Origin of the sequence: Microcoleus sp. Aus8_D2 (genome assembly GCF_036702665.1) — a bacterium.
Lineage (GTDB): Bacteria > Cyanobacteriota > Cyanobacteriia > Cyanobacteriales > Microcoleaceae > Microcoleus.
Genome location: NZ_JAUBUN010000013.1, coordinates 95308 through 115340 on the forward strand (window position 1 = coordinate 95308; position 20033 = coordinate 115340).

15 protein-coding genes and 1 tRNA gene are annotated in these 20033 nt (G+C 46.7%); 11 read left to right on the forward strand and 5 right to left on the reverse strand.

Features of this window, described 5'->3' with window-relative positions; genetic code table 11:
* Window positions 1–195: 195 nt before the first annotated feature.
* A complete protein-coding gene (locus QUB64_RS13055) occupies window positions 196–1773 on the reverse strand; it encodes a peptidoglycan-binding protein (RefSeq protein ID WP_333268809.1) in 1578 nt (525 codons plus the stop codon).
* Between the two features lie 254 nt (window positions 1774–2027).
* Between QUB64_RS13055 and alr the strand changes: the two genes are divergently transcribed.
* The gene (alr, locus tag QUB64_RS13060) at window positions 2028–3230 is read left to right on the forward strand and encodes an alanine racemase (protein ID WP_333268807.1); all 1203 of its coding nucleotides are present in this window, start codon (window positions 2028–2030) and stop codon (window positions 3228–3230) included.
* A 146-nt stretch (window positions 3231–3376) separates the two neighbouring features.
* Entirely contained in the window at window positions 3377–4225 is an 849-nt protein-coding gene (locus tag QUB64_RS13065; RefSeq protein ID WP_333268805.1) for a mechanosensitive ion channel family protein, read from the forward strand.
* 97 nt (window positions 4226–4322) lie between these two features.
* Here the strand turns inward: QUB64_RS13065 and QUB64_RS13070 are convergent, their stop codons facing one another.
* Window positions 4323–4679, reverse strand: coding sequence for a hypothetical protein (locus QUB64_RS13070; protein WP_333325412.1), 357 nt, complete (start codon window positions 4677–4679; stop codon window positions 4323–4325).
* A gap of 6 nt (window positions 4680–4685) precedes the next feature.
* Between QUB64_RS13070 and QUB64_RS13075 the strand changes: the two genes are divergently transcribed.
* Together QUB64_RS13075 and QUB64_RS13080 are read left to right on the forward strand one after the other, a co-directional pair.
* Window positions 4686–5813 carry a patatin-like phospholipase family protein gene (locus QUB64_RS13075; protein ID WP_333268801.1) on the forward strand — a complete coding sequence of 376 codons (1128 nt, stop codon included), beginning with the start codon at window positions 4686–4688 and terminating at the stop codon, window positions 5811–5813.
* Between the two features lie 176 nt (window positions 5814–5989).
* Window positions 5990–6078, forward strand: a tRNA-Ser gene (locus tag QUB64_RS13080).
* A gap of 442 nt (window positions 6079–6520) precedes the next feature.
* Here QUB64_RS13080 and QUB64_RS13085 read toward each other — a convergent pair.
* Window positions 6521–7459 carry a serine hydrolase gene (locus QUB64_RS13085; RefSeq protein ID WP_333268799.1) on the reverse strand — a complete coding sequence of 313 codons (939 nt, stop codon included), beginning with the start codon at window positions 7457–7459 and terminating at the stop codon, window positions 6521–6523.
* Window positions 7460–7548: 89 nt separating this feature from the next.
* On the opposite strand from QUB64_RS13085, the gene QUB64_RS13090 reads away from it, so the two are divergent.
* Window positions 7549–8289 (forward strand): C40 family peptidase, encoded by a 741-nt coding sequence (locus QUB64_RS13090; protein ID WP_333268797.1) that lies wholly within the window; start codon window positions 7549–7551, stop codon window positions 8287–8289.
* 122 nt (window positions 8290–8411) lie between these two features.
* On the opposite strand, the gene QUB64_RS13095 is transcribed toward QUB64_RS13090, so the two are convergent.
* Complete coding sequence (locus tag QUB64_RS13095) at window positions 8412–8561, reverse strand: hypothetical protein (RefSeq protein ID WP_333268795.1); 150 nt, start codon at window positions 8559–8561, stop codon at window positions 8412–8414.
* A 17-nt stretch (window positions 8562–8578) separates the two neighbouring features.
* On the opposite strand from QUB64_RS13095, the gene QUB64_RS13100 reads away from it, so the two are divergent.
* Complete coding sequence (locus tag QUB64_RS13100; RefSeq protein WP_333268793.1) at window positions 8579–9601, forward strand: glycosyltransferase family 2 protein; 1023 nt, start codon at window positions 8579–8581, stop codon at window positions 9599–9601.
* A 700-nt stretch (window positions 9602–10301) separates the two neighbouring features.
* On the opposite strand, the gene QUB64_RS13105 is transcribed toward QUB64_RS13100, so the two are convergent.
* Entirely contained in the window at window positions 10302–11471 is a 1170-nt protein-coding gene (locus QUB64_RS13105) for a cysteine desulfurase family protein (protein WP_333268791.1), read from the reverse strand.
* Between the two features lie 96 nt (window positions 11472–11567).
* Here QUB64_RS13105 and QUB64_RS13110 point away from each other — a divergent pair, with 96 nt between their 5' ends.
* The 5 genes from QUB64_RS13110 (at window position 11568) to QUB64_RS13130 (ending at window position 19947) form a co-directional block, all read left to right on the forward strand.
* The gene (locus QUB64_RS13110) at window positions 11568–12218 is read left to right on the forward strand and encodes a hypothetical protein (protein WP_333268789.1); all 651 of its coding nucleotides are present in this window, start codon (window positions 11568–11570) and stop codon (window positions 12216–12218) included.
* A gap of 552 nt (window positions 12219–12770) precedes the next feature.
* Window positions 12771–14102: a four-carbon acid sugar kinase family protein gene (locus QUB64_RS13115; protein WP_333268787.1), complete on the forward strand. Its 1332-nt coding sequence runs from the start codon at window positions 12771–12773 to the stop codon at window positions 14100–14102.
* Window positions 14103–14625: 523 nt separating this feature from the next.
* Entirely contained in the window at window positions 14626–15777 is a 1152-nt protein-coding gene (gene ldpA, locus QUB64_RS13120; RefSeq protein WP_333268785.1) for a circadian clock protein LdpA, read from the forward strand.
* A gap of 416 nt (window positions 15778–16193) precedes the next feature.
* Window positions 16194–17978 (forward strand): R3H domain-containing nucleic acid-binding protein, encoded by a 1785-nt coding sequence (locus QUB64_RS13125; RefSeq protein WP_333268782.1) that lies wholly within the window; start codon window positions 16194–16196, stop codon window positions 17976–17978.
* A 310-nt stretch (window positions 17979–18288) separates the two neighbouring features.
* The gene (locus QUB64_RS13130) at window positions 18289–19947 is read left to right on the forward strand and encodes a CheR family methyltransferase (protein ID WP_333268780.1); all 1659 of its coding nucleotides are present in this window, start codon (window positions 18289–18291) and stop codon (window positions 19945–19947) included.
* Window positions 19948–20033 lie beyond the last annotated feature (86 nt).

Sequence of the window (20033 nt, forward strand, 5' to 3'; positions counted from 1 at the left end):
TGCAAGTCCTATTTCCGGATTTTATGCGGACTGAAGTCCTCACTACGAACCTGGTTTGTAGTAGGGAATGCAAGTCCTATTTCCGGATTTTATGCGGACTGAAGTCCTCACTACGAACCTGGTTTGTAGTAGGGAATGCAAGTCCGTTTTCCGAATTTTTAGCAGGACTGAAGTCCTCACTACGAACCAGGTAAATTAATCTTGAAACACCATAATGCTGCCCGAATAACAAGCTACCCAAACCTGATTAGTTTCCGGATCGTAAGTAATCCCGATCGGACTTGAATTAACATTCACTGTTTGCAGCACTTTCAGATCGCTCGTCCTGACTTTGCTAACAGTATTCGATAAATAGTTAACCACATAAATCATTTTTCCATCAGCGGAAATTGTCATGCTGCGAGGTGCATTTCCCGTCGAAACTTTATCCACCACTTCACCAGTTTCCAGGTCAATTTTTGCCACATTCCCTTCACCGTTCAAAGTGGCATAAAGATACTTGCCCTTGGGATCGATCGTCAAATGACGCGGCGCATTGCCAATATTTCTCAACCATTCTACCGAAAAGTCTATCAGATTCACTTTCGCAATATCCGAAGAACCCATGACGGCAATATAGGCATTTTTTGAATCGGGAGTGACAACAATACCGCGAGGATATGCACCCAGTTTTACCCGCTCGACTTCGCTATTTTTATTGATATCGACTACGCTCAAATCCCAACTGCACCAATTGCTCGCCAGGACGAAACGATTGTCAGGCGAAACAGCATTAAATTTCGGAACTGCACCTACAGGAATTATCTTTTCTATTTTCAACGTTTGGGTGTTGATGCGGTACATGAAACTTTGGTCGTGTTTGGCCGCAGGAGAACACCTGTCGCTACCCGGATTGTCAAACCCCGAACCGTACATCTGATAGTTGGATACGTAGGCATATTTGCCGTCTGTTGAAAAAGCAGCTTCTACGGGAGAACCCTGATAATTGCCTTTGAATTTAGAAAAGCCAAATTTCGACAAGTTTACTGTATCTGGAATAGTCTTGACTAATTTAAACTTCCTGTCGTAAACTGTAATTGTATGACTGTACATCATGTTTTGAGCAAAAAACAAACCCGCTCCCGAATAAACTATTGATTTCGGCGATATTTTGCCGTAAATAGTTTTTTTCAAAGTCATTTTACCTTCAGTATTTACAAGCCTTTTGCCTTCAGATTCATTTGTTTTATTTTCAAGGCTTGGGGCAGTAGTTTCTGTTTTAAATGGCGGTAAAAATGGTTCTTGAAAAAGAGGTTGTTTGGGCTGATTTTTAGTTGTATCTTCGAGTTGGTTGGTGTTTTCTGTGGCGGTAGGAGATGGCGAAGGTGATGTTTCCCCCGCAGATTCCTTGTCAGTGCTTGCGCCTTCCGGCTTAACTTTCAGGGCTGACAAGGTTTGAGGGCCGACAATTCCGTCAACTTTCAGGTTTTTGTCTGCTTGGAACTTTTTCACCGCAGCCTGGGTTACAGAACCGTAAAATCCTGTGGGCTTGCTGCGAAAATATCCTGCGTCTTGCAGAGTTTTCTGGAGTTCGGCAACTTCCGGGCCGGAATCCCCTTTTGTCATTTTGATGGCGAGTGCGGGATTGACTAAATTTAAAATTGTGAGACTGAGTGTAAAGAAGAGTAAAGGAGTCGATGCTAAATTTAGGTGCTTTTTCGAGTTGGGCGATCGAGTTTGAGCTGCGGGCGTTTCCCAAGTTTCTGCTAAATGCAGGTAAGCCAGTCCGTCCATAGTTTTTACCGGGTATTTTTGGTGCTATCATACACCAGTTAATACCATTTGAGATTTTCCATTTTTGGATTTTAAATTTGAGACTTGAAGAATTGGGAATGACTGATGAAGCTCGTGGTTTGCAGCTTGCCTGCGGTGGCCTGATTTTTTTAACTGGTATAAGATTGATTCAAGGGCAAATTTTATTATAATCAAACCTAGGGTGAAATCTCCAAGCAGTTTTTAATGGTGCAAGCAAGTAGGAGCGATCGACAATGTTGAGTGAGGAACAAACAACCGCAGGATCGACAACCAAAGAATCCCGCCAGACTGTGCTGTGGGATGGTGACTGCGGAATGTGCCAGCGGGCTTGGGTAGAAATCGATTTAGCAGCTTTAACTCACAATGTAAAACAGCTTAAAAATCTCTTATCTCCAAACACAGAACTGATGGCAGTTGTGAAAGCGGATGCTTACGGCCACGGTGCGATCGCAGTCAGTCAAACCGCATTGCAAGCAGGTGCTAGCTGGCTGGGAGTGGCGACGATTCCCGAAGGAATAGAGTTGCGAGAAGCTGGGATAGAAGCGCCGATTTTGCTGTTGGGGGCAACTCATACAGCTCAACAGGTAAAGGCGATCGCCCAATGGCACTTGCAGCCGACTATTTGTACTGCCAAACAAGCCCTAATTTTTTCGGAAGTTCTCGCCAGTATCAACCAATCTTTGCCAGTTCACGCTAAGTTAGATACGGGAATGTCTCGCTTGGGTACGCCCTGGCAAGAAGCAACAGAATTTGTGCAATTAGTCAAGGGTTTGCCAAATTTAAAATTAGCCAGCATTTACTCTCACTTGGCAACAGCCGACAGTCCCGATCCCGCCGTTATGAGAAAGCAACAGCAACGGTTCAAAAAGGCGATCGAGCAAATCCAAACAGCAGGAATTACCCCCCCCCGCCTGCACTTGGCAAACTCTGCTGCCGCCCTCACAGACCCCGATTTGCACTACGATTTAGTACGAGTCGGTCTGGCTACCTACGGTCTTTATCCTGCTTCTCACTTGCAGGCGATCGCTTCTTTGCACCCCGCAATGCAGGTAAAAGCCCGGGTAACGCAGGTGAAAACAATTGCACCAGGAACAGGCGTCAGTTACGGCTATAAATTTATTGCTGGGCGCGAGACACAGATTGCGGTAGTTGGTATCGGTTATGCCGATGGGATTCCGCGCAATCTTTCTAATAAAATGCAGGTTTTAGTTAGGGGCAAATTTGTGCAGCAAGTTGGGGCCGTGACGATGGATCAATTAATGCTGGATGTCACCGAGATTCCCGATTTAGAAGTCGGTGAAGTGGTGACGTTGTTGGGTAATGATGGAGAAAATCAAATTACTGCTGACGATTGGGCAGAAACTTTAGGAACTATTTCGTGGGAAATACTCTGCGGTTTTAAACACCGATTGCCCCGCGTTACAGTAAACTCTTAACTAGCGCGAAGACCGATCGCGGAGCTTGAGAGCAATCGGGACTATATTACTGATTTTGATGTAAAAAATACCCAATACCCAATACCCAAAGCCCCATGCCCCATGCCCCATGCCCCATGCCCCATGCCCAATTCCCCATTCCCAATATGACAGCGCTCGGCAAAAGTATACTAATATCTCAGACCTTCGTAGCGCAGCTAGATGCAGAAAGAATACAGGCGATGCAAGTAGCCCAAGAATTCTCGAAAAAATTCGTAGAATTGGGGTTTCAAATTGTACCTCAACTGCTGTGGGCGATCGGCATTTTGTTAATTACGCGATTTGCGATCGGCATTGCGGGGCGCGTGACTCGCCGAGCACTGGGGCGCACTGAAGCCACGCTGCGGAAATTCTTGGTTCAAGCTGCGGAAATTGTGATTTTGGTAGTCGGCGTAGTCGCCGCTTTGAATCAGTTGGGAATTCAAACTACTAGCGTGGTGGCTGTTGTGGGTGCGGCGGGTTTGGCGATTGGTTTGGCGTGGCAAAATACTCTATCCCACTTTGCGGCTGGGGTGATGTTGATTAGTTTACGGCCTTTTGAAGTCGGAGATGCGATCGAAGCTACGGATGTTAAGGGAGTGGTGGACAGCATCGGGATTTTTTCCACAACCGTCGTGACGGACGATCGCATCAAAATTATTGTCCCCAACAATCAGTTATTTAACGGTACACTGAAAAATACCACGGCAATGGGCACGAGGCGAGTAGACTTAAAAATTGATATTGGCGATCGGGCGATTCGTCCGATGATGACCGAGTTACTAGAAATTGCCCACTCTCACCCGCTGGTATTGGAGAATCCGCCCCCAACTTGTTTGGTAACCGAGATAACTCCAGATACAACTATTCTATCTCTGCGACCGTGGTGCGCGTCGCTGGCCTACGAACAAGTGCGATCGCAACTTCAAGAACAGGTCAAAGAAGCCATGAATGCCCACAAAAATCAAGCACAATAAATTTCAATAAAACCTGCACGCGCGTCACTATCGACCCTGTTTATGAGTAAACTTCTCGTCACCCAATGCAAAACTTTTTATAAAAACAAAATTTATTTCAGTCAGCTATAATCAGTTCCCAATTCCCAATCCCCAATCCCCAATTCCCCATTCCCCAATCCCCATTCCCCATTCCCCAATTCCCCAATTCCCAATTCCCTGTTTGCCCCATGCCCCATGCCCCATGCCCCATGCCCCATGCCCACCCTTCGACTTCGCGAGCGGGCAAGATGCCCAATTCCCCAATTCCCAATTCCCTGTTTGCCCCATGCCCCATGCCCCATGCCCCATGCCCCATGCCCCATGCCCCATGCCCCATGCCCCATGCCCAATTCCCCAATTCCCTGCGCGGGCCAGTTTGCCCCATGCCCCATGCCCCATGCCCCATGCCCCATGCCCAATTCCCAATACCCAATCTAAAATGAGTAAATTGTATCCCCAGCAAATTTTGCAAGAACCCGGTGTCAGGATGTCCGCCACCGAGAAAGAAACAATTCTCAAAAAATTTCCGCCTCCCGACAAAGACGGTCAAATCTATGCCGACGCCATTTTTGAAGGCGGTGGCGTGCGCGGACTTGCTTTTTTAGGAGCACTCAGATGCTGCCACGATTTGGGCGTCCACTGGCGAAAACTAGCCGGTACTTCTGCCGGTGCAATTACAGCAGCAGTATTGGCAACAGACTTGTCAATGGATGACTTAGAGCAGTTGTTAGGAGATCTCGATTATAGCATATTTTTGACTCAAAAAAATAGTCCTCTAATTTTAAATGGCGACCCAGCCGATGACTTGCAATCTCCAGCTTGGACGCTACTTTTCCTCACAATTAGCCGCCAGATGGGAGAGTATTCAGCACAGCCTTTCCGACAGTGGCTAGAAGCAACACTTGGCCAAGGTAACTTGCGCACTTTTGCCGATGTCAAAAAACTCGTAAAAGAGCGGGAATTAAAAGTAGTAATATCCAACCTAACTCGCGGTGAAATGTTGGTGCTGCCCGATGACTTGCGACGGCAAGATTCGGCGGATTCTGATGCTTTGTACCAGCAGTTGCGGCTGCAAAATGCCGAAGACTTTAGCGTAGCTGAAGCGGTGCGACTGTCGATGAGTATTCCGCTATTTTTTGAGCCTGGAAAACTGGGCAATGACTTAATTGTCGATGGGGGAATTCTGAGCAATTTCCCGCTGTGGATTTATGACAAACAATCCGTCGGTTCGACTCCCGCGATGCCCCGGTGGTTTACCTTTGGGTTTCGATTAGTTGATACTGGCATTGAACATCAAGTTAAGATTAACACTCCGCTGTCGATGCTGGCGGCGATGTTCAGAACCATGATGAAAGCAAGAGATCGCTATCACCAGCGGGAAATGGATAAAGGGCGAGTTATTAATATTGATGTGAGTGAAGCTGGGGTGACGACGACGGATTTTAACCTTGATGCCGATCGCAAGGCTAAGCTGTATCGGTTGGGATATTTGTATACTAAGAGGTTCTTTTTGAGTCCCAATTTTAGCTGGGAAAAGCACTTGAAGGCGAGGGGCTTTGGTCAGTAGGACAGTGGGAGAGGGGAGAGTGGGAGAGTGGGGGAGTGGGATAATTTTTCCTTCTTCCGACTTCCATTTCTCTTCTTCCTTCGACAAAACGTATACAGAGTAAGGGATTGAATAATTTTTGATTTAGGGGTTGGCAAGAAGAGGATGTGTGTGCTATAGTTAGTTACCGTCATCTTGGAGAGGTGGCTGAGTGGTCGAAAGCGGCAGATTGCTAATCTGTTAAGGGTGTTAACATCCTTCGAGGGTTCAAATCCCTCCCTCTCCGTTCTAGAACTTCCTTCTTTAGCAAGGGCTTCAGGTTAATCATGTTATTGAAAGTCGAGTTTTTTGCTCTCTGACGATTAGGCTAGATCCCCCCTAACCCCCCTTCTTAAGGGGGGGACAAGAGTATTATCAAAGTCCCGCTTTTAAAGAGGGATTTAGGGGGGACAAGAGTATTATCAAAGTCCCGCTTTTAAAGAGGGATTTAGGGGGGACAAGACTCCGATCAAAGGTCCCCTTTTAAAGAGGGATTTAGGGGGGGGACAAGACTCTTATCAAAGTCCCCCTTTTTAAGGGGGATTTAGGGGGATCTGGCCTCGGTAACAAACTAGAGATACAAAGGTTTTCAACCTTAACTTGAAACTAACGGACACGGCAATGCCGTTTCCCTACCCGGATCAATAGTGAATTTGAATCAATTTAGCAGCAATCATCAGCTACCGAATCTAATCAAGTGCCTTCATTGCTTCCACAAATTGCCGCGAGATAAAAGGCAAAATCTCTTCATTCTTGCTATTCTCTTTCCCCTCAGTAAATACAACTAACAAATACGGCCGCAAACCCGGTACTTCAATATAAGCAGCATCGTGACGAACTTGACTTGTCAGCCCTGCTTTTGACCACAATTTTGCATCTTCTGGTAATCCGCAGCCTAAAAAACCTGTAACTTGATTTTCCGGATCAGCTTCTAATTCGGCTGGTGCTAAACTGCGTTTCATTAAACCCATCATCTCTTGGGATGCTTTTGCAGAAACAGCTACGCCACCGATGATAGTGTGCAGCAAACGCGCCGCTGCATTTGTGGTGAGCATATTTCTATTTTCCATTAATTCTCCCAGAAATGCTCGCTCGCGACCGTAGGGGCCATCGCACCAGGTTTTTTGATTGGCGTTAATGTTTTGTAATTCCGGCCAATCTAATGATTGAAAGTAACGGTTGACGATGTTTCGCTGCTGTTTCCAAGTTTCAAAGGGGCCTGGTGATAATTCTGGGCCGCTGGTGGTGCCGGTGAGGGCGTCTACTACTAAACTGGTGGCGTCGTTGCTGGAGTCAACTATCATATCTCGGACGGCGCGTTCTAATTCAGGCGATGTTTGAATCATGCCTTTTTGTGCCCATTCCCAGATGGCAACGAGGTAGAATAGTTTGATGATGCTGGCGGGATAAATTCGTTCGGAAGCCCTGGCGCTAAAGCCTCGCGGTTGATATTTCCAAAATTCTTGTGCACTCAGGGCGCCGCCTGTGTTGACTCGCACCGGCGGATCGTAGACGATCCAGGTTATGGCCGTACGATCGCCCTTCAATCCTGTAAATTCTGCCTGGGCGGAGTCTATAATGCTACTGCCGAGGGTTTCTAATTGTTCGTCTTTGTGGAAAAATGTCATGGGTTAATGGCTGACGGCTGACGGTTAACGGCTAATGGCAATAAATCGTTAAGTGCGAACAATTAACAGCAAACAATTAGCAATTAGCAATGACCAATTATCAATTATCTGATGTTGTGGAGTACCGGGCGCGATCGCACATAAATATTTACGATTCCCCAAAGTGCGATCGATTAGCAACTCAAGCAGCCTTGGGGCGGCATTTGCTCCTTTTTGACCCCCCCCAGCCCCCCCTTGTTAAGGGGGGGAGAGATGGCAGAGATTCCCTTGTGCAGGGGGATACAAACGCTGTGATGGTGCGGCTGTGCGAAGACGATTATCCGGGATGGTTGGATGTTCGAGATCTTGAGTTGCTCGAAGTCACAGAAACAGTGTATCATCCTCTGGTGGTTTCTGAGGAAGAAATTAGGGATAAATTGCCGATCGCAATTACTTTCACTCGCGAGGCGATGCAGCAATCCAATTATTACCTTTGGGGCGGTACAGTCGGGCCTAATTATGATTGTTCGGGATTGATGCAAGCTGCTTTTGTGGCCGCGGGCATCTGGTTGCCGAGGGATGCTTACCAGCAAGAAGCTTTTACTACATCTATTATTAGTGTTAGCGATGTAGAACCGGGAGATTTAGTATTTTTTGGTACGCCGGAAAAAGCAACTCATGTAGGATTGTACCTCGGAGATAATTGCTATATTCACAGTTCGGGAAAAGTACAAGGTCGCGACGGTATTGGTATCGATGTTTTGTCGGATGATGGGGATGCAGTCAGTCGAGCTTATTATCAGCAATTGCGCGGATATGGTAAAGTTGTGGCAAATTATCAACCTAGTTAGTTTATGGCTTATCAACTATGAACTAAGAAACCGGGTTTTTACCTAAATTGAGGGTTTTAACAAAGTATTTTCGTAAAAAACCCGGTTTCTAACCACCCACCCCTAAGTTCTGGAGTTGTTCACTAATAACCTGTTTGGCCAATGACCTGTTTTGCCTGTTTTGCCTGTTTTGCCTGTTTTGCCTGTTTTGCCTGTTTTGCCCATGCCCCATGCCCCATGCCCGATGCCCGATGCCCGATGCCCGATGCCCGATGCCCGATGCCCAATGACAACTGACTACTGACTACTGATGTTATCTAACAAAGCAATGGACGCTGCATTATTTTTGGAAAAATTGGCTGCACAGCAGGCTGCTGATGAGATTGTTCTCGATGTTTCGGTGGTGGTACCAGTGTATAATGAGGTAGAAAGTTTGCCTCATTTGATTGAGGCGATCGCCTCTGCGATTCAACCATCTGGACTCAGCTATCAAATTATTTGTGTAGATGACGGTTCTAAGGACGGTTCTGCGGAACTTCTCCAACAGTTAGCCAGCAGTCGCAATGACCTTTGTGCTGTAATTTTGCGCCGCAATTACGGGCAGACTGCTGCCATGTCGGCAGGTTTCGATCGCGCGACCGGTCGTGCTATTGTTACCCTAGACGGAGACTTGCAAAATGACCCTGCGGATATTCCGGTGTTGCTGGACAAGTTAAATGAAGGCTACGATTTAGTTAGCGGCTGGCGCAAAAATCGGCAAGACAATACTATCAGCCGCCTGATTCCTTCTAAAATTGCTAACTGGTTAATTGGCCGCGTTACAGGCGTAACTTTGCACGACTACGGCTGTTCTTTGAAAGCTTATAAATCTGAGTTGGTTGCAGACTTGAATCTCTACGGGGAGTTGCACAGATTTTTGCCGGCTTTGGCGTTTATTGAAGGGGCGAGAATTGCAGAGATTCCTGTGCGGCATCACGCGCGGCGTTTCGGTCAAAGTAAGTACGGGATTTGGCGGACTTTTCGGGTATTGATGGATTTGCTAACTATTTCTTTTATGAAGAAGTTCCTGACTCGACCGATGCACGTTTTTGGACTGTTGGGAATGATTTCTATGGCGTTGGGAACGGTTTTAGGGATTTATTTGACTTTCGTGAAATTGGGTCTAGGTCAAACTATTGGTAATCGTCCTTTGCTGATTTTGGCGGTGGTTTTGTTGTTGACTGGCGTGCAGTTATTTTGTTTTGGTTTGCTGGCGGAAGTGATGATGCGGACTTATCACGAATCTCAGGGAAAACCGATTTATCGAGTGCGTGAAGTGTTTGGTTCTAAGTAATACCAATTTTTATTTACGAATTCAACATTATTCGTAGTATTCGTAGGGTGCGTCGCCATGATAAACTTGAACTAAAAATCGACAATCTGAGAGCGACGCACCTGTGTCATCACGAGCCACATATAATACTATTTGTAAGTGTTGCTACAGTACAATATATTTTGGGTTTTTTTATCATAGTTATTGAATTACTCCGGTGCGGATCCATCAGATTGTCGATTTTTATTCAGAGATTTCTAAGGGCGACGCACCCTACGGTATATTTTGGGTTTTTTTATAAGAGTTGTTGAATTACCCCGGTGCGGATCCATGAGATTGTCGATTTTTATTCAGAGATTTTTAAGGGCGACGCACCCTACGGTATATTTTGGGTTTTTTATAAGAGTTGTTGAATTACCCCGGTGCGGATCCATGAGATTGTCGATTTTTATTCAGAGATTTTTAAGGGCGACGCACCCTACGGTATATTTTGGGTTTTTTATAAGAGTTGTTGAATTACCCTGAAGTCCTCACTACAAACCGCAATCAAGAGGTTGGTAGTGAGGACTCCCTTCCGCATTCAAGAAGGACGCTCAGTCCTCACTACAAACCGCAATCAACAGGTTTGTAGTGAGGACTTTAGTCCGCAAAAATCAAAGGACTGAAGTCCTCACTACCAACCAATTTTATTGTAGGCGATCGACAAAACAAGATATTATTTTTAACTCATGACTTTTTGAGCTTGGCGCAGAGATTGAATAGTCGCGATCGCGTGTTGAGACACTGCATCTATTTCAGCAGCAGTATTGAACCGGCCAATCCCAAACCGAATTGAGGCGTAGGCTAACTTGTCCGATCGCCCGATCGCTGCTAAAACATGAGATGGGGATATTTTAGCCGAAGTGCAAGCAGAACCAGAAGAAACAGCCGCCGCCGGTTGCATACCCAACAGCAGCGCTTGACCGTCAACCCCGCCTACACTAATATTGAGATTTCCCGGCAATCTCTTAGTCGCGTGACCGTTGATAAAAACATCACCCAATTCATTCAAATTTTCCCACAAACGCTGCCGCAAATTCACAACTCGTTCTGTTTCCGACTCCATTTCAGCAATTGCTAATTCTACTGATTTAGCAAACCCGACTATTTGCGGTGGGTAAAGAGTGCCCGATCGCATTCCCCGTTCGTGGCCTCCTCCGTGCATTTGTAGCGCTAGCTGCACTCTCGGTTTGTTACGCCGGACGTAGAGGGCACCGATGCCTTTTGGCCCGTAGATTTTGTGCGCCGTCAAAGACATCAGATCGATGTTCATTTCCTGTACGTCGAGGGGAATTTTGCCGATCGCCTGGGCTGCATCCGTATGAAACAGAATGTCATTTCCGCGACAAATTGCTGCAATTTCGGCGATCGGCTGAATGACACCAATTTCGTTATTAGCAGTCATCACCGAAACTAAAATTGTCTCGGCCCGAATCGCTTTGATCAAATCGCCGATATCAATCAGCCCGTCGCTTTTCACTGGTAAAACAGTAATATCAAACCCCAATTTTTGCAAATAGGTACAGGGGTCAAGAATTGCATTATGTTCTGTTTTTACTGTTATAATGTGCTTTCCTTTGCTGAAATAGGCTTCGGCGACGCCTTTAATCGCTAAATTATTTGCTTCCGTTGCGCCGCTGGTAAAAACAATTTCTTCGGGAGAGGCATTGATCGCTTCTGCTATGGTTTGCCGCGATTGTTTAACCGCTGCTTCTGCTTCCCAGCCGTAAACGTGGTTGATGCTGGCTGCATTGCCGAATTGTTCGGTGAAATACGGTAGCATCGCATCAAGTACCCGTTTGTCTACAGGGGTTGTGGCGTGGTTGTCGAGGTATATAGGACGTGCGGACATAGTGGAGTTTTGGTAGAAAAAAGTGTTAGGTTTATTGTAGACGAGCCCCTTGTTGTCCTACAAAACTTTATAATTAACAAATATTTGTGAAGATTTATGCGAGCTGACATTCAGGGATTAGAAATTACTGTGGGTGAGCTCAAGCACCTGTGCGGCGCGGGGCCCGATCGCCTATACCGGCCCGCGAGTGCGACTAAATTTGCCCGGGAAGCTTTGAAAACAGTCGGTTTAATTGTTTTGGTTCTAATCAGTTGTTGGCTGCTGGTGGCGATATTTCCTAGAGCTTATTTGGTGTGGTTCGCGCTCCACCTCGCTGCGATCGCTGGTTTGATCTTTGAGGATGCGTGGAAGATTTGGTGCAGCCACCAAAACAAACATTTAGTCAATCTTTTTGATGATGTCGAGCGCTATAATGGTATAATTAAGGCGATCGAAATTAATGATAAAATCGAAGATGCTGGCAATGCGTTCGTCAAAATAGGCGATCGCTCAAAAGTCATTCAAGCCTTGCAGCTCATCAGAGAGGATTTAGTTCGAGCTTTGAAAACCGAGAGAATTCTCAGGGAAAACAAAAAATTTGTCGCTACTAACTCAGAACTGTTTGCCAATAATTTGATCGCTTTGAATGCTATGCAAATTAGCGATCGAGCTAGCGAACAAGGGCGATTGCTCAACGAAGCTTTGCAGCTAGCTGTGGGAGTTCAAGCAGAAATGAAAAAGCTGCAAGATCGAAATGCTGCTAATTGAAAAAAATGGAAAAGCAGACGGCGGTTTCAACCGCATCTACACAAACGAATTGGGCCTGGTGCGGAATGAAGATCAAACGTAATTTTAAAAGCAGACGGCGGTTGAAACCGCATCTACACAAACGAATTGGGTCTGGTGCGGAATGAAGAGAATAACGTAATTTTAGCCAAATACGCTTGGGTTAAAAAGCTAATTTCTCCCCGCACACATCAGTTAATTGATAACTATCATAGTCTCGGCGATGCGATCGTCGCGGATCACTGCGCTAACCCTAAGATATCTCTTCGGACATTAGCGTTAACCCAACCATATTGAATTTTAACTGCTCACTCGGAAACCCGCTCCCGTCGGGTGAGAGTCTGTATAGACGCGGTTTCAACCGCCCGGTCTTCTTGGTAGCAACGCGCACCAACCGTGAAGCGATCGAAGTCAAACACATTTTAAAATTTATGAATCATGAGAATTGTTAAGAAATATCATAATTGTAAATTTTTTCCTGTTAGGTAACAGGTAAGGATATCTTGGAAAGGAGATGTTAACAACCAGGTCAGTATGTCTTCTACCAAACCTAAGATTATAGTTCTCGATGACGATCCCACCGGTTCTCAAACCGTGCACAGTTGCTTGCTGCTGACACGTTGGGATGAAGAAACCCTGTGTTTGGGACTGCGGGACAAGTCCCCGATTTTTTTTATACTGACAAATACTCGATCGCTAACTCCCGAAACAGCAGCCTCCGTCACCCGCGAAGTGTGCCAAAATCTCAAAAAGGCGATCGCGAGCGAAGAAATCGAAGACTTCCTAATAGTTAGCCGTTCCGATTCTACCCTGCGCGGCCACTATCCGATCGAAACCGACGCGATCGCCGAAGAACTCGGCCCCTTCGACGCTCATTTTCTAATTCCCGCCTTTTTTGAAGGAGGCAGAATTACCCGCAACAGCGTGCACTACCTAATGGTTAACGGCGTCGAAACGCCTGTTCACGAAACCGAATTTGCCAAAGATTCAGTCTTCGGCTACAGTCACAGTTACCTGCCAGACTACGTAGAAGAAAAAACCAAAGGTCGCATCGACGCTGATACAGTCGATCGCTTTTTACTCGCAGACATTCGCTACGGAAGTTTAGATCGGCTGATGGAGATGACAGACAACCAATGTGCAGTTGTTGACGGCGAAAGCCAAGGCGATTTAGACAGATTTGCCAAACACATTCTCGAAGCAGCCAGTCAAGGCAAAAAGTTTTTATTCCGCAGCGCGGCAAGTATTTTAACATCGTTAGCAGACCTCGGCCACCAGCCAGTAGCCGCCGATGAAATGGCAAAATACGTGAAGGACGGCAAACCTGGTGCAGTAATAGTTGGTTCCCACGTTAAGAAAACGACAGATCAATTGGAACGCTTGTTAGAAGAACCTAATACAGTTAGCATTGAAATAGATGTATCTCACTTGCTAGAAGATTCACCAGAGTCTCGCACCCAAATCCTCGATGAAACTCTCGAAAAAGTCCACACTGCTCATGCAGATGGCAAAACGCCTGTAATTTATACTAGCCGCCAGGAACTACAATTTGAAAATACAGAAGTCAGGTTAAAATTTGGTGCTGCTGTTTCTGCTTTGTTGATGGATGTGGTGCGGGGACTGCCTGCGGATATCGGTTTTTTAATTAGCAAGGGCGGGATTACTTCTAATGATGTTTTGAGTACAGGTTTGTCGCTGAAAAGTGTCAGGCAAATCGGTCAAATAATCGCAGGTTGTTCGGTGGTTAAAACCGAGGCAGATCATCCTCTGTTTCCAGATTTACCAGTGGTTTTGTTTCCGGGAAATGTGGGGGACAGCCATGCTTTGGCTACGGTTTACAAGCGGCTGAGCAAGCATGATAGCTAGTTGAGCCGTAAATTGACGCAGATGAATTGAGTTCTAATCAAGGAGCACACATTGATATCAACATAAGCCTAAAACCGTTGAAAAACGTCGTTTTATACTCGTTACCAGGCTGTGCCTGGTAACGCCGATCCGGAGGCTCTGCCTCCTTCATCCTGTGCCGAGGCAGAGCCTCTCGATCGGGGTTCCCAGGCACAGCCTGGGAACCAGTTAAAAAAATCTCTCTGATACTTAGTCCTTGCCCAAACCGCCCAAATATGCTACTGTAGAGAGTCTGCCTTTAAAATAGTCATCATTTAAAATTCCCAATCTCACATCTCAACTCTCAAATCCGATCGCCCCTGGGCAGCCGCTCTCAAAAAAATGAAATTTCCGAAAAAAAATTAAGGTCGAACTCTACATATAGAGCCAACAGCCCCAGCTCCACTGCTATCAGTAGCGTTTCCAGCTTGTATCAGCCTAAATTTTCAAATTAAGTAAAAATTTTCACATAGTAATTTTTAGCTGAAAGGATTAGCATATAAGGGTGACAGAACATTATCATCCACTAAACTCATTAAAAGATGGTCATTGGTTCAAGCTGATCTGTGGGGCGAGCTTTCAACACCTGCCGGCGGTTCGGAATCTCACATTGGCTTACACCTTAGCAGGTGCTGACTGTATCGATGTCGCGGCAGATCCCGCCGCCGTCGCAGCAGCGAAAGAAGCCCTACAAGTTGCCAGCGAATTACAGCTCAGAACTCAAAACCGCAGGTTTGGCGGCAAAGGGTTGCCCTGGCTGATGGTGAGTTTAAACGATGGAGAAGACCCGCATTTTCGCAAGGCCGAATTCAACCCAGCCGAATGTCCGGCGGACTGCTGGCGGCCGTGCGAAAAAATATGTCCAGCCGAAGCAATAGTTTTTCAGGCTGCTGGCGGTGGTTTTTCCGGGGTGATAGACCAGCAGTGCTATGGCTGCGGTCGCTGTCTGCCGGTTTGTCCGAGTCAATTAATTTATACTCGTTCTTACGTGTCTGCTCCCGCCGCGATCGCACCTTTAATCTTGCAATCCGGTGCGGACGCCCTAGAAATCCACACGCAAGTAGGCAGAGAGGCAGATTTTGCGCGACTTTGGTCGAGCATAGCTCCGTGGGTCGATCGACTCAAGTTAATAGCAATTAGTTGCCCCGATGGAGACGGTTTGATTGATTATTTGCGGACACTCTATCAAATAATTTCCCCCCTTCCTTGTCCTCTAATTTGGCAAACCGACGGTAGGCCGATGAGTGGAGATATTGGAACAGGAACTACTAGGGCCGCGGTCAAACTCGGTCAAAAAGTTTTGGCTGCTCAGTTGCCGGGATACGTGCAACTTGCAGGTGGCACTAATGCTCGTACTGTCAGCAAGCTCAGAGCCTGCGGACTACTTTTGGATGGCGGAAAAAATTTGTCAGTTCCCCCTGTCCAATACATAGCAGGTGTAGCTTACGGCAGTTATGCCAGGGTTTTGCTATCGCCAATTTTAGAACAATTAGAAACAATGCAAACCGATCGAGCTTATGCCGTTCCGGTAGCAGTCGCTTGCGGCGCAGCCGAAGTTCAAACACCTCGGTTGACTCAGCTCGAAGCCGTCCCAGAACTTCTCTCGGAGGCGGTGAGTTTAGCTCGTTCTCTAGTTTCCCAGATCAAAAGTCATTAGTCATTGGTCATTGGTCATTGGTCATTGGTCATTGGTCCTGCCGTCATTGGTCATTGGTCAAAAGTCATTGGTCATTGGTCATTGGTCATTGGTCATTGGTCAAAAGTCATTGGTCATTGGTCATTGGTCATTGGTCATTGGTCATTAGTTAATCAAAAAAAACTGACAACTAACAACTAACAACTAACAACTAACAACTGTAGTTTTCGATTTTGCGATCGCACTTGCACCCTCAGAAACCCGGTTTCTTGCTATATTTCTCGTTCCTGTCCCCAAAACTCGTAGAAACCGGGTTTCTAGCCACCGAGGCGCAATCCGCAAACAGACAACAGACAACAAATGACTAATGACAAATGACTAATGACAAATGACTAATGACTAAAAAGTTGAAAACGTCACCGAACACACCGAGGCGAATGCAGATTACAGACGACCTCAACAGACTATTAGACATCGTGCCAGATGAGATCCGGCAGCCCTTAGAGCAGCACCCGCAGCGCAACAATCTCATTGAGATTGTGATGGATTTGGGCCGCCGAGCAGAAGCTCGTTTTCCATCCTCGGCCGAACATCTTTCCCAAACACCAGTTTCCAAAGCAGACATCAGCTATTGCATCGATCGAGTCGGCAGCTTCGGCGGCGACAATCGAGCCGGTATCGAGCAAACCCTGCACCGAATTAGCGCCATTCGCAACCGCAGCGGCGAGATTATCGGCTTGACTTTGAGGGTGGGCCGCGCTGTGTTCGGGACGATCGGCATTATCCGCGATTTAGTGGAAACCGGTCAGTCAATATTGATGCTCGGCCGCCCCGGAGTCGGCAAAACCACGGCCCTGCGGGAAATCGCCCGCGTGCTCGCCGATGACTTGGAAAAACGGGTGGTAATCATCGACACCTCCAACGAAATTGCTGGAGATGGAGATATCCCGCATCCGGCGATCGGCAGAGCTCGCAGAATGCAAGTTTCGCGTCCCGAACTCCAGCACCAAGTCATGATCGAAGCAGTGGAAAACCATATGCCGCAAGTAATCGTGATTGACGAAATTGGCACGGAACTCGAAGCTTTGGCCGCTCGGACGATCGCCGAAAGGGGCGTGCAATTGGTCGGTACCGCCCACGGGAACCGGATCGAAAACTTGATGAAAAACCCGACTCTGGCCGACTTAATCGGGGGCATCCAAGCGGTGACGCTGGGAGATGACGAGGCGCGGCGCCGCGGTTCTCAAAAGACAGTTTTGGAACGCAAATCACCGCCAACTTTTGAAATTGCGATCGAAATGCTCGAACGCCAGCGCTGGGTAATCCACGAACGAGTCTCAGATTCGATCGACAGCCTGCTGCGGGGACGCGAACCCAACCAGCAAATCAGAAGTGTCAGCGACAGTGGAGAAGTAATTATCGAACGCGAGTCAGCAGCTCCCCCCGCCCGCTTTCCCGGGATGCCAGCTTCCGGCTCTAGCGGCCCGGCTGCGGTATCAGCAATGCGGCCAGTCACACCAATTTCTGGGTGGCGGAGTGCAGGCAAAATGGTGCCCATGCCCCCTCAAGGCGAGAAATTCGCTGCTGCGGCTAACAGCGCGCCGGTTGTTCCTGAGACTCGGTATTTCGAGCAACTCCTCGAAGAATCCCTGTCCGTGGAACCCGTACCCCAGTACAGGGGTCGTTATTCCCAGAATGTCGGCCCTAACGGCGAAGATTTGCCCCTCCACGTTTATCCTTACGGCATAGCTCGCCACCAGCTCGAACAGGTGATTTCCACCCTGAACCTGCCGGTGCAGTTGACGAAGGATATTGAAAGTGCTGACGTGGTGTTGGCTTTGCGATCGAACGTGCGGAACCAGTCAAAATTGAGGCACTTGGCCAAAACTCGCCAAGTTCCCCTGCACACAATCAAAGCTGGGACTATTCCCCACGTAGCGAGAGCTTTGCGGCGCCTGTTGGACATGGATGACCCGGGCACCCCGGAAGTGGCAGACCTCGCCTTATTCGCCCGCAGCGGTACTTCTGACGAGCTCGAAGCTCTCGAAGAAACCCGCTTGGCCGTCGAGCAAATTGTCATTCCCAAGGGACAGCCTGTGGAACTCTTACCCCGTTCTCCCAATGTCCGCAAAATGCAGCACGAACTTGTGGAACACTATCACCTGAAATCCCACAGTTTTGGGGAAGAACCTAACCGCCGCCTGCGGATTTTCCCAGCTTAACTGTTGGAGATTCACCTGTTTGAATGCAGAAGGTAGAAGACAAACCGCTTTCTACCTTTTGCCTTTGAGAACGTTTGATCCTTCGGACTGAGCGTCCTCTGATTTTGATGAGGACGCTCAGTCCTCACGATCAAACCTAGTCTACTCGCCCAGACCCGAATCTTGTGGTCGATCGACCGGACATGATATTATCTCTGTTGGTATATTTTTTGTCAGCGCGATCGGCTCAAATCCCTAGCCAGTTCCCCATTACCCATTACCAACCCTCCATAATAACAGATTATACATAAACAGAGTTACCGTAGTTGACATGGATGATGCACAAATTCAGCTATTTGTTCAATTAATTGCGGCTCACACGGGTTTACAAATTCGCCCGCAAGATCGATCGGCTTTGTCTCAAAAAATTTTGACTCGGATGAAAGCTATAAAAATAGCCTTTCCTGATAAATATTATCAAATATTAGCCGATCCGAGTCCGGAAAGTCAAAGCGAATGGCGCGAAATCGCGTTGCTGCTGACAACCAACGAAAGTTATTTCATGCGGGACAAAGGACAGTTTTCGCTGCTGGAAAAAGTGATTTTCCCGGAATTGATCGAACACAAAAGAAAATTGCACGAGAGATTGGGAATTCAGCCAACACTACGCATCTGGAGTGCCGGCTGCTCGACGGGTGAAGAACCTTATTCTTTAGTTATTATTTTAAAACAGCTAATTCCCGATTGGGACAAATGGAAAATTTTAGTTTTAGGTACTGACATCAATCAAAAAGCAATAGAAAAAGCGCAGCGGGGAATTTACAGCCCTTGGTCGTTTCGCTTAGTTGACCCGGAAGTGCAAAGGCGGTATTTCGATCGGCGGAAAACCGAGTGGGAAATCGATTGTAAATTGCGCCAATTTGTCAGCTTTAGCCATGTAAATTTAGTGACAGATAATTTTCCTAAAATTAACACAGATCTTCATAACATGGATTTGATTTTGTGCAGAAATGTTTTTGTTTATTTTGAAAATCAGTATATTTCACAGGTATTGAAAAAGTTTGCCAAGACGCTGAGACCCGGAGGATATTTAATGACGGGTCATGCTGAAGTTCACAGTCACGGGATGAACGAGTTTCAACCAAAGGTTTTCCCGGAGTCGGTTGTTTATCAAGCCAAGAATGTCCTAGGGGAAGAACCAGCTAAAATAAAGTCTTTGACTGCACCAGCATCCCAAGCAAAATCGGCGTTTGGGGAATCGGGAAAGAAAGGGGAATTGGGCGATGACAGGGGTGAGTTGCTACCGGGAGAAACTGTGCAAGCTAGTTTTGCTAAGGGCAATTTTGCGGATGTTGGGTCCCTGTTAACAGCAGGTACTGGGCTGGGAAAAATTCTGGGAACTCGCTATGTCGAGGGCGATGTGGTTAGCAATCAAGTGTCGGGTTTACCTTCAACAGCAGAAAAAGCCGATAGCCCAACGCCTCAGCTCCTGATTGTAGAAGCAAAAGCTTGTTTTAAAAATAAAGCTTATGTTGAGGCAATTGATAAAGCAAAACAGGCGATCGACCTGCAAGCTCATAATTTTGATGCTAATTATTTGCTGGCTCAAATTTATGCAAATTTAGGCAAGTATTCTCAGGCGATCGAATACTGCAAGCGAGCTAGCAAAGTAGATAGTATGTCAGTATTGCCTTATTATTTGCAAGCTCAGATTGCTGAAGAACAGGATGACTTGGAAACAGCTAAATTTTTTATAAAAAAAACTATCTATCTTTGCCCGTCTTTTGTTTCAGCTTATCTCGAACTCGGGAACATATACAATAAAGAAGGTCAGCTAAATAAAGCGATTAAAATGTACAACTCATCTTGCGATATTCTCAAAAAACTACCGCCCCATACTCCGATCGAGCAGCAGGGAAAAATGACAGCGAGTCAAGTATTGATGAATGTTAAAAAAAAATTGGTAAAATTGTACAGCCCACAAAAATGACGCGCCAGGAAAAGCTAAAAACTAGGTTTTTTGTAAGTGCCTCGCTGCCCAACGTAATATGCTCTTAGAAACCAGTTTTTTTCGCA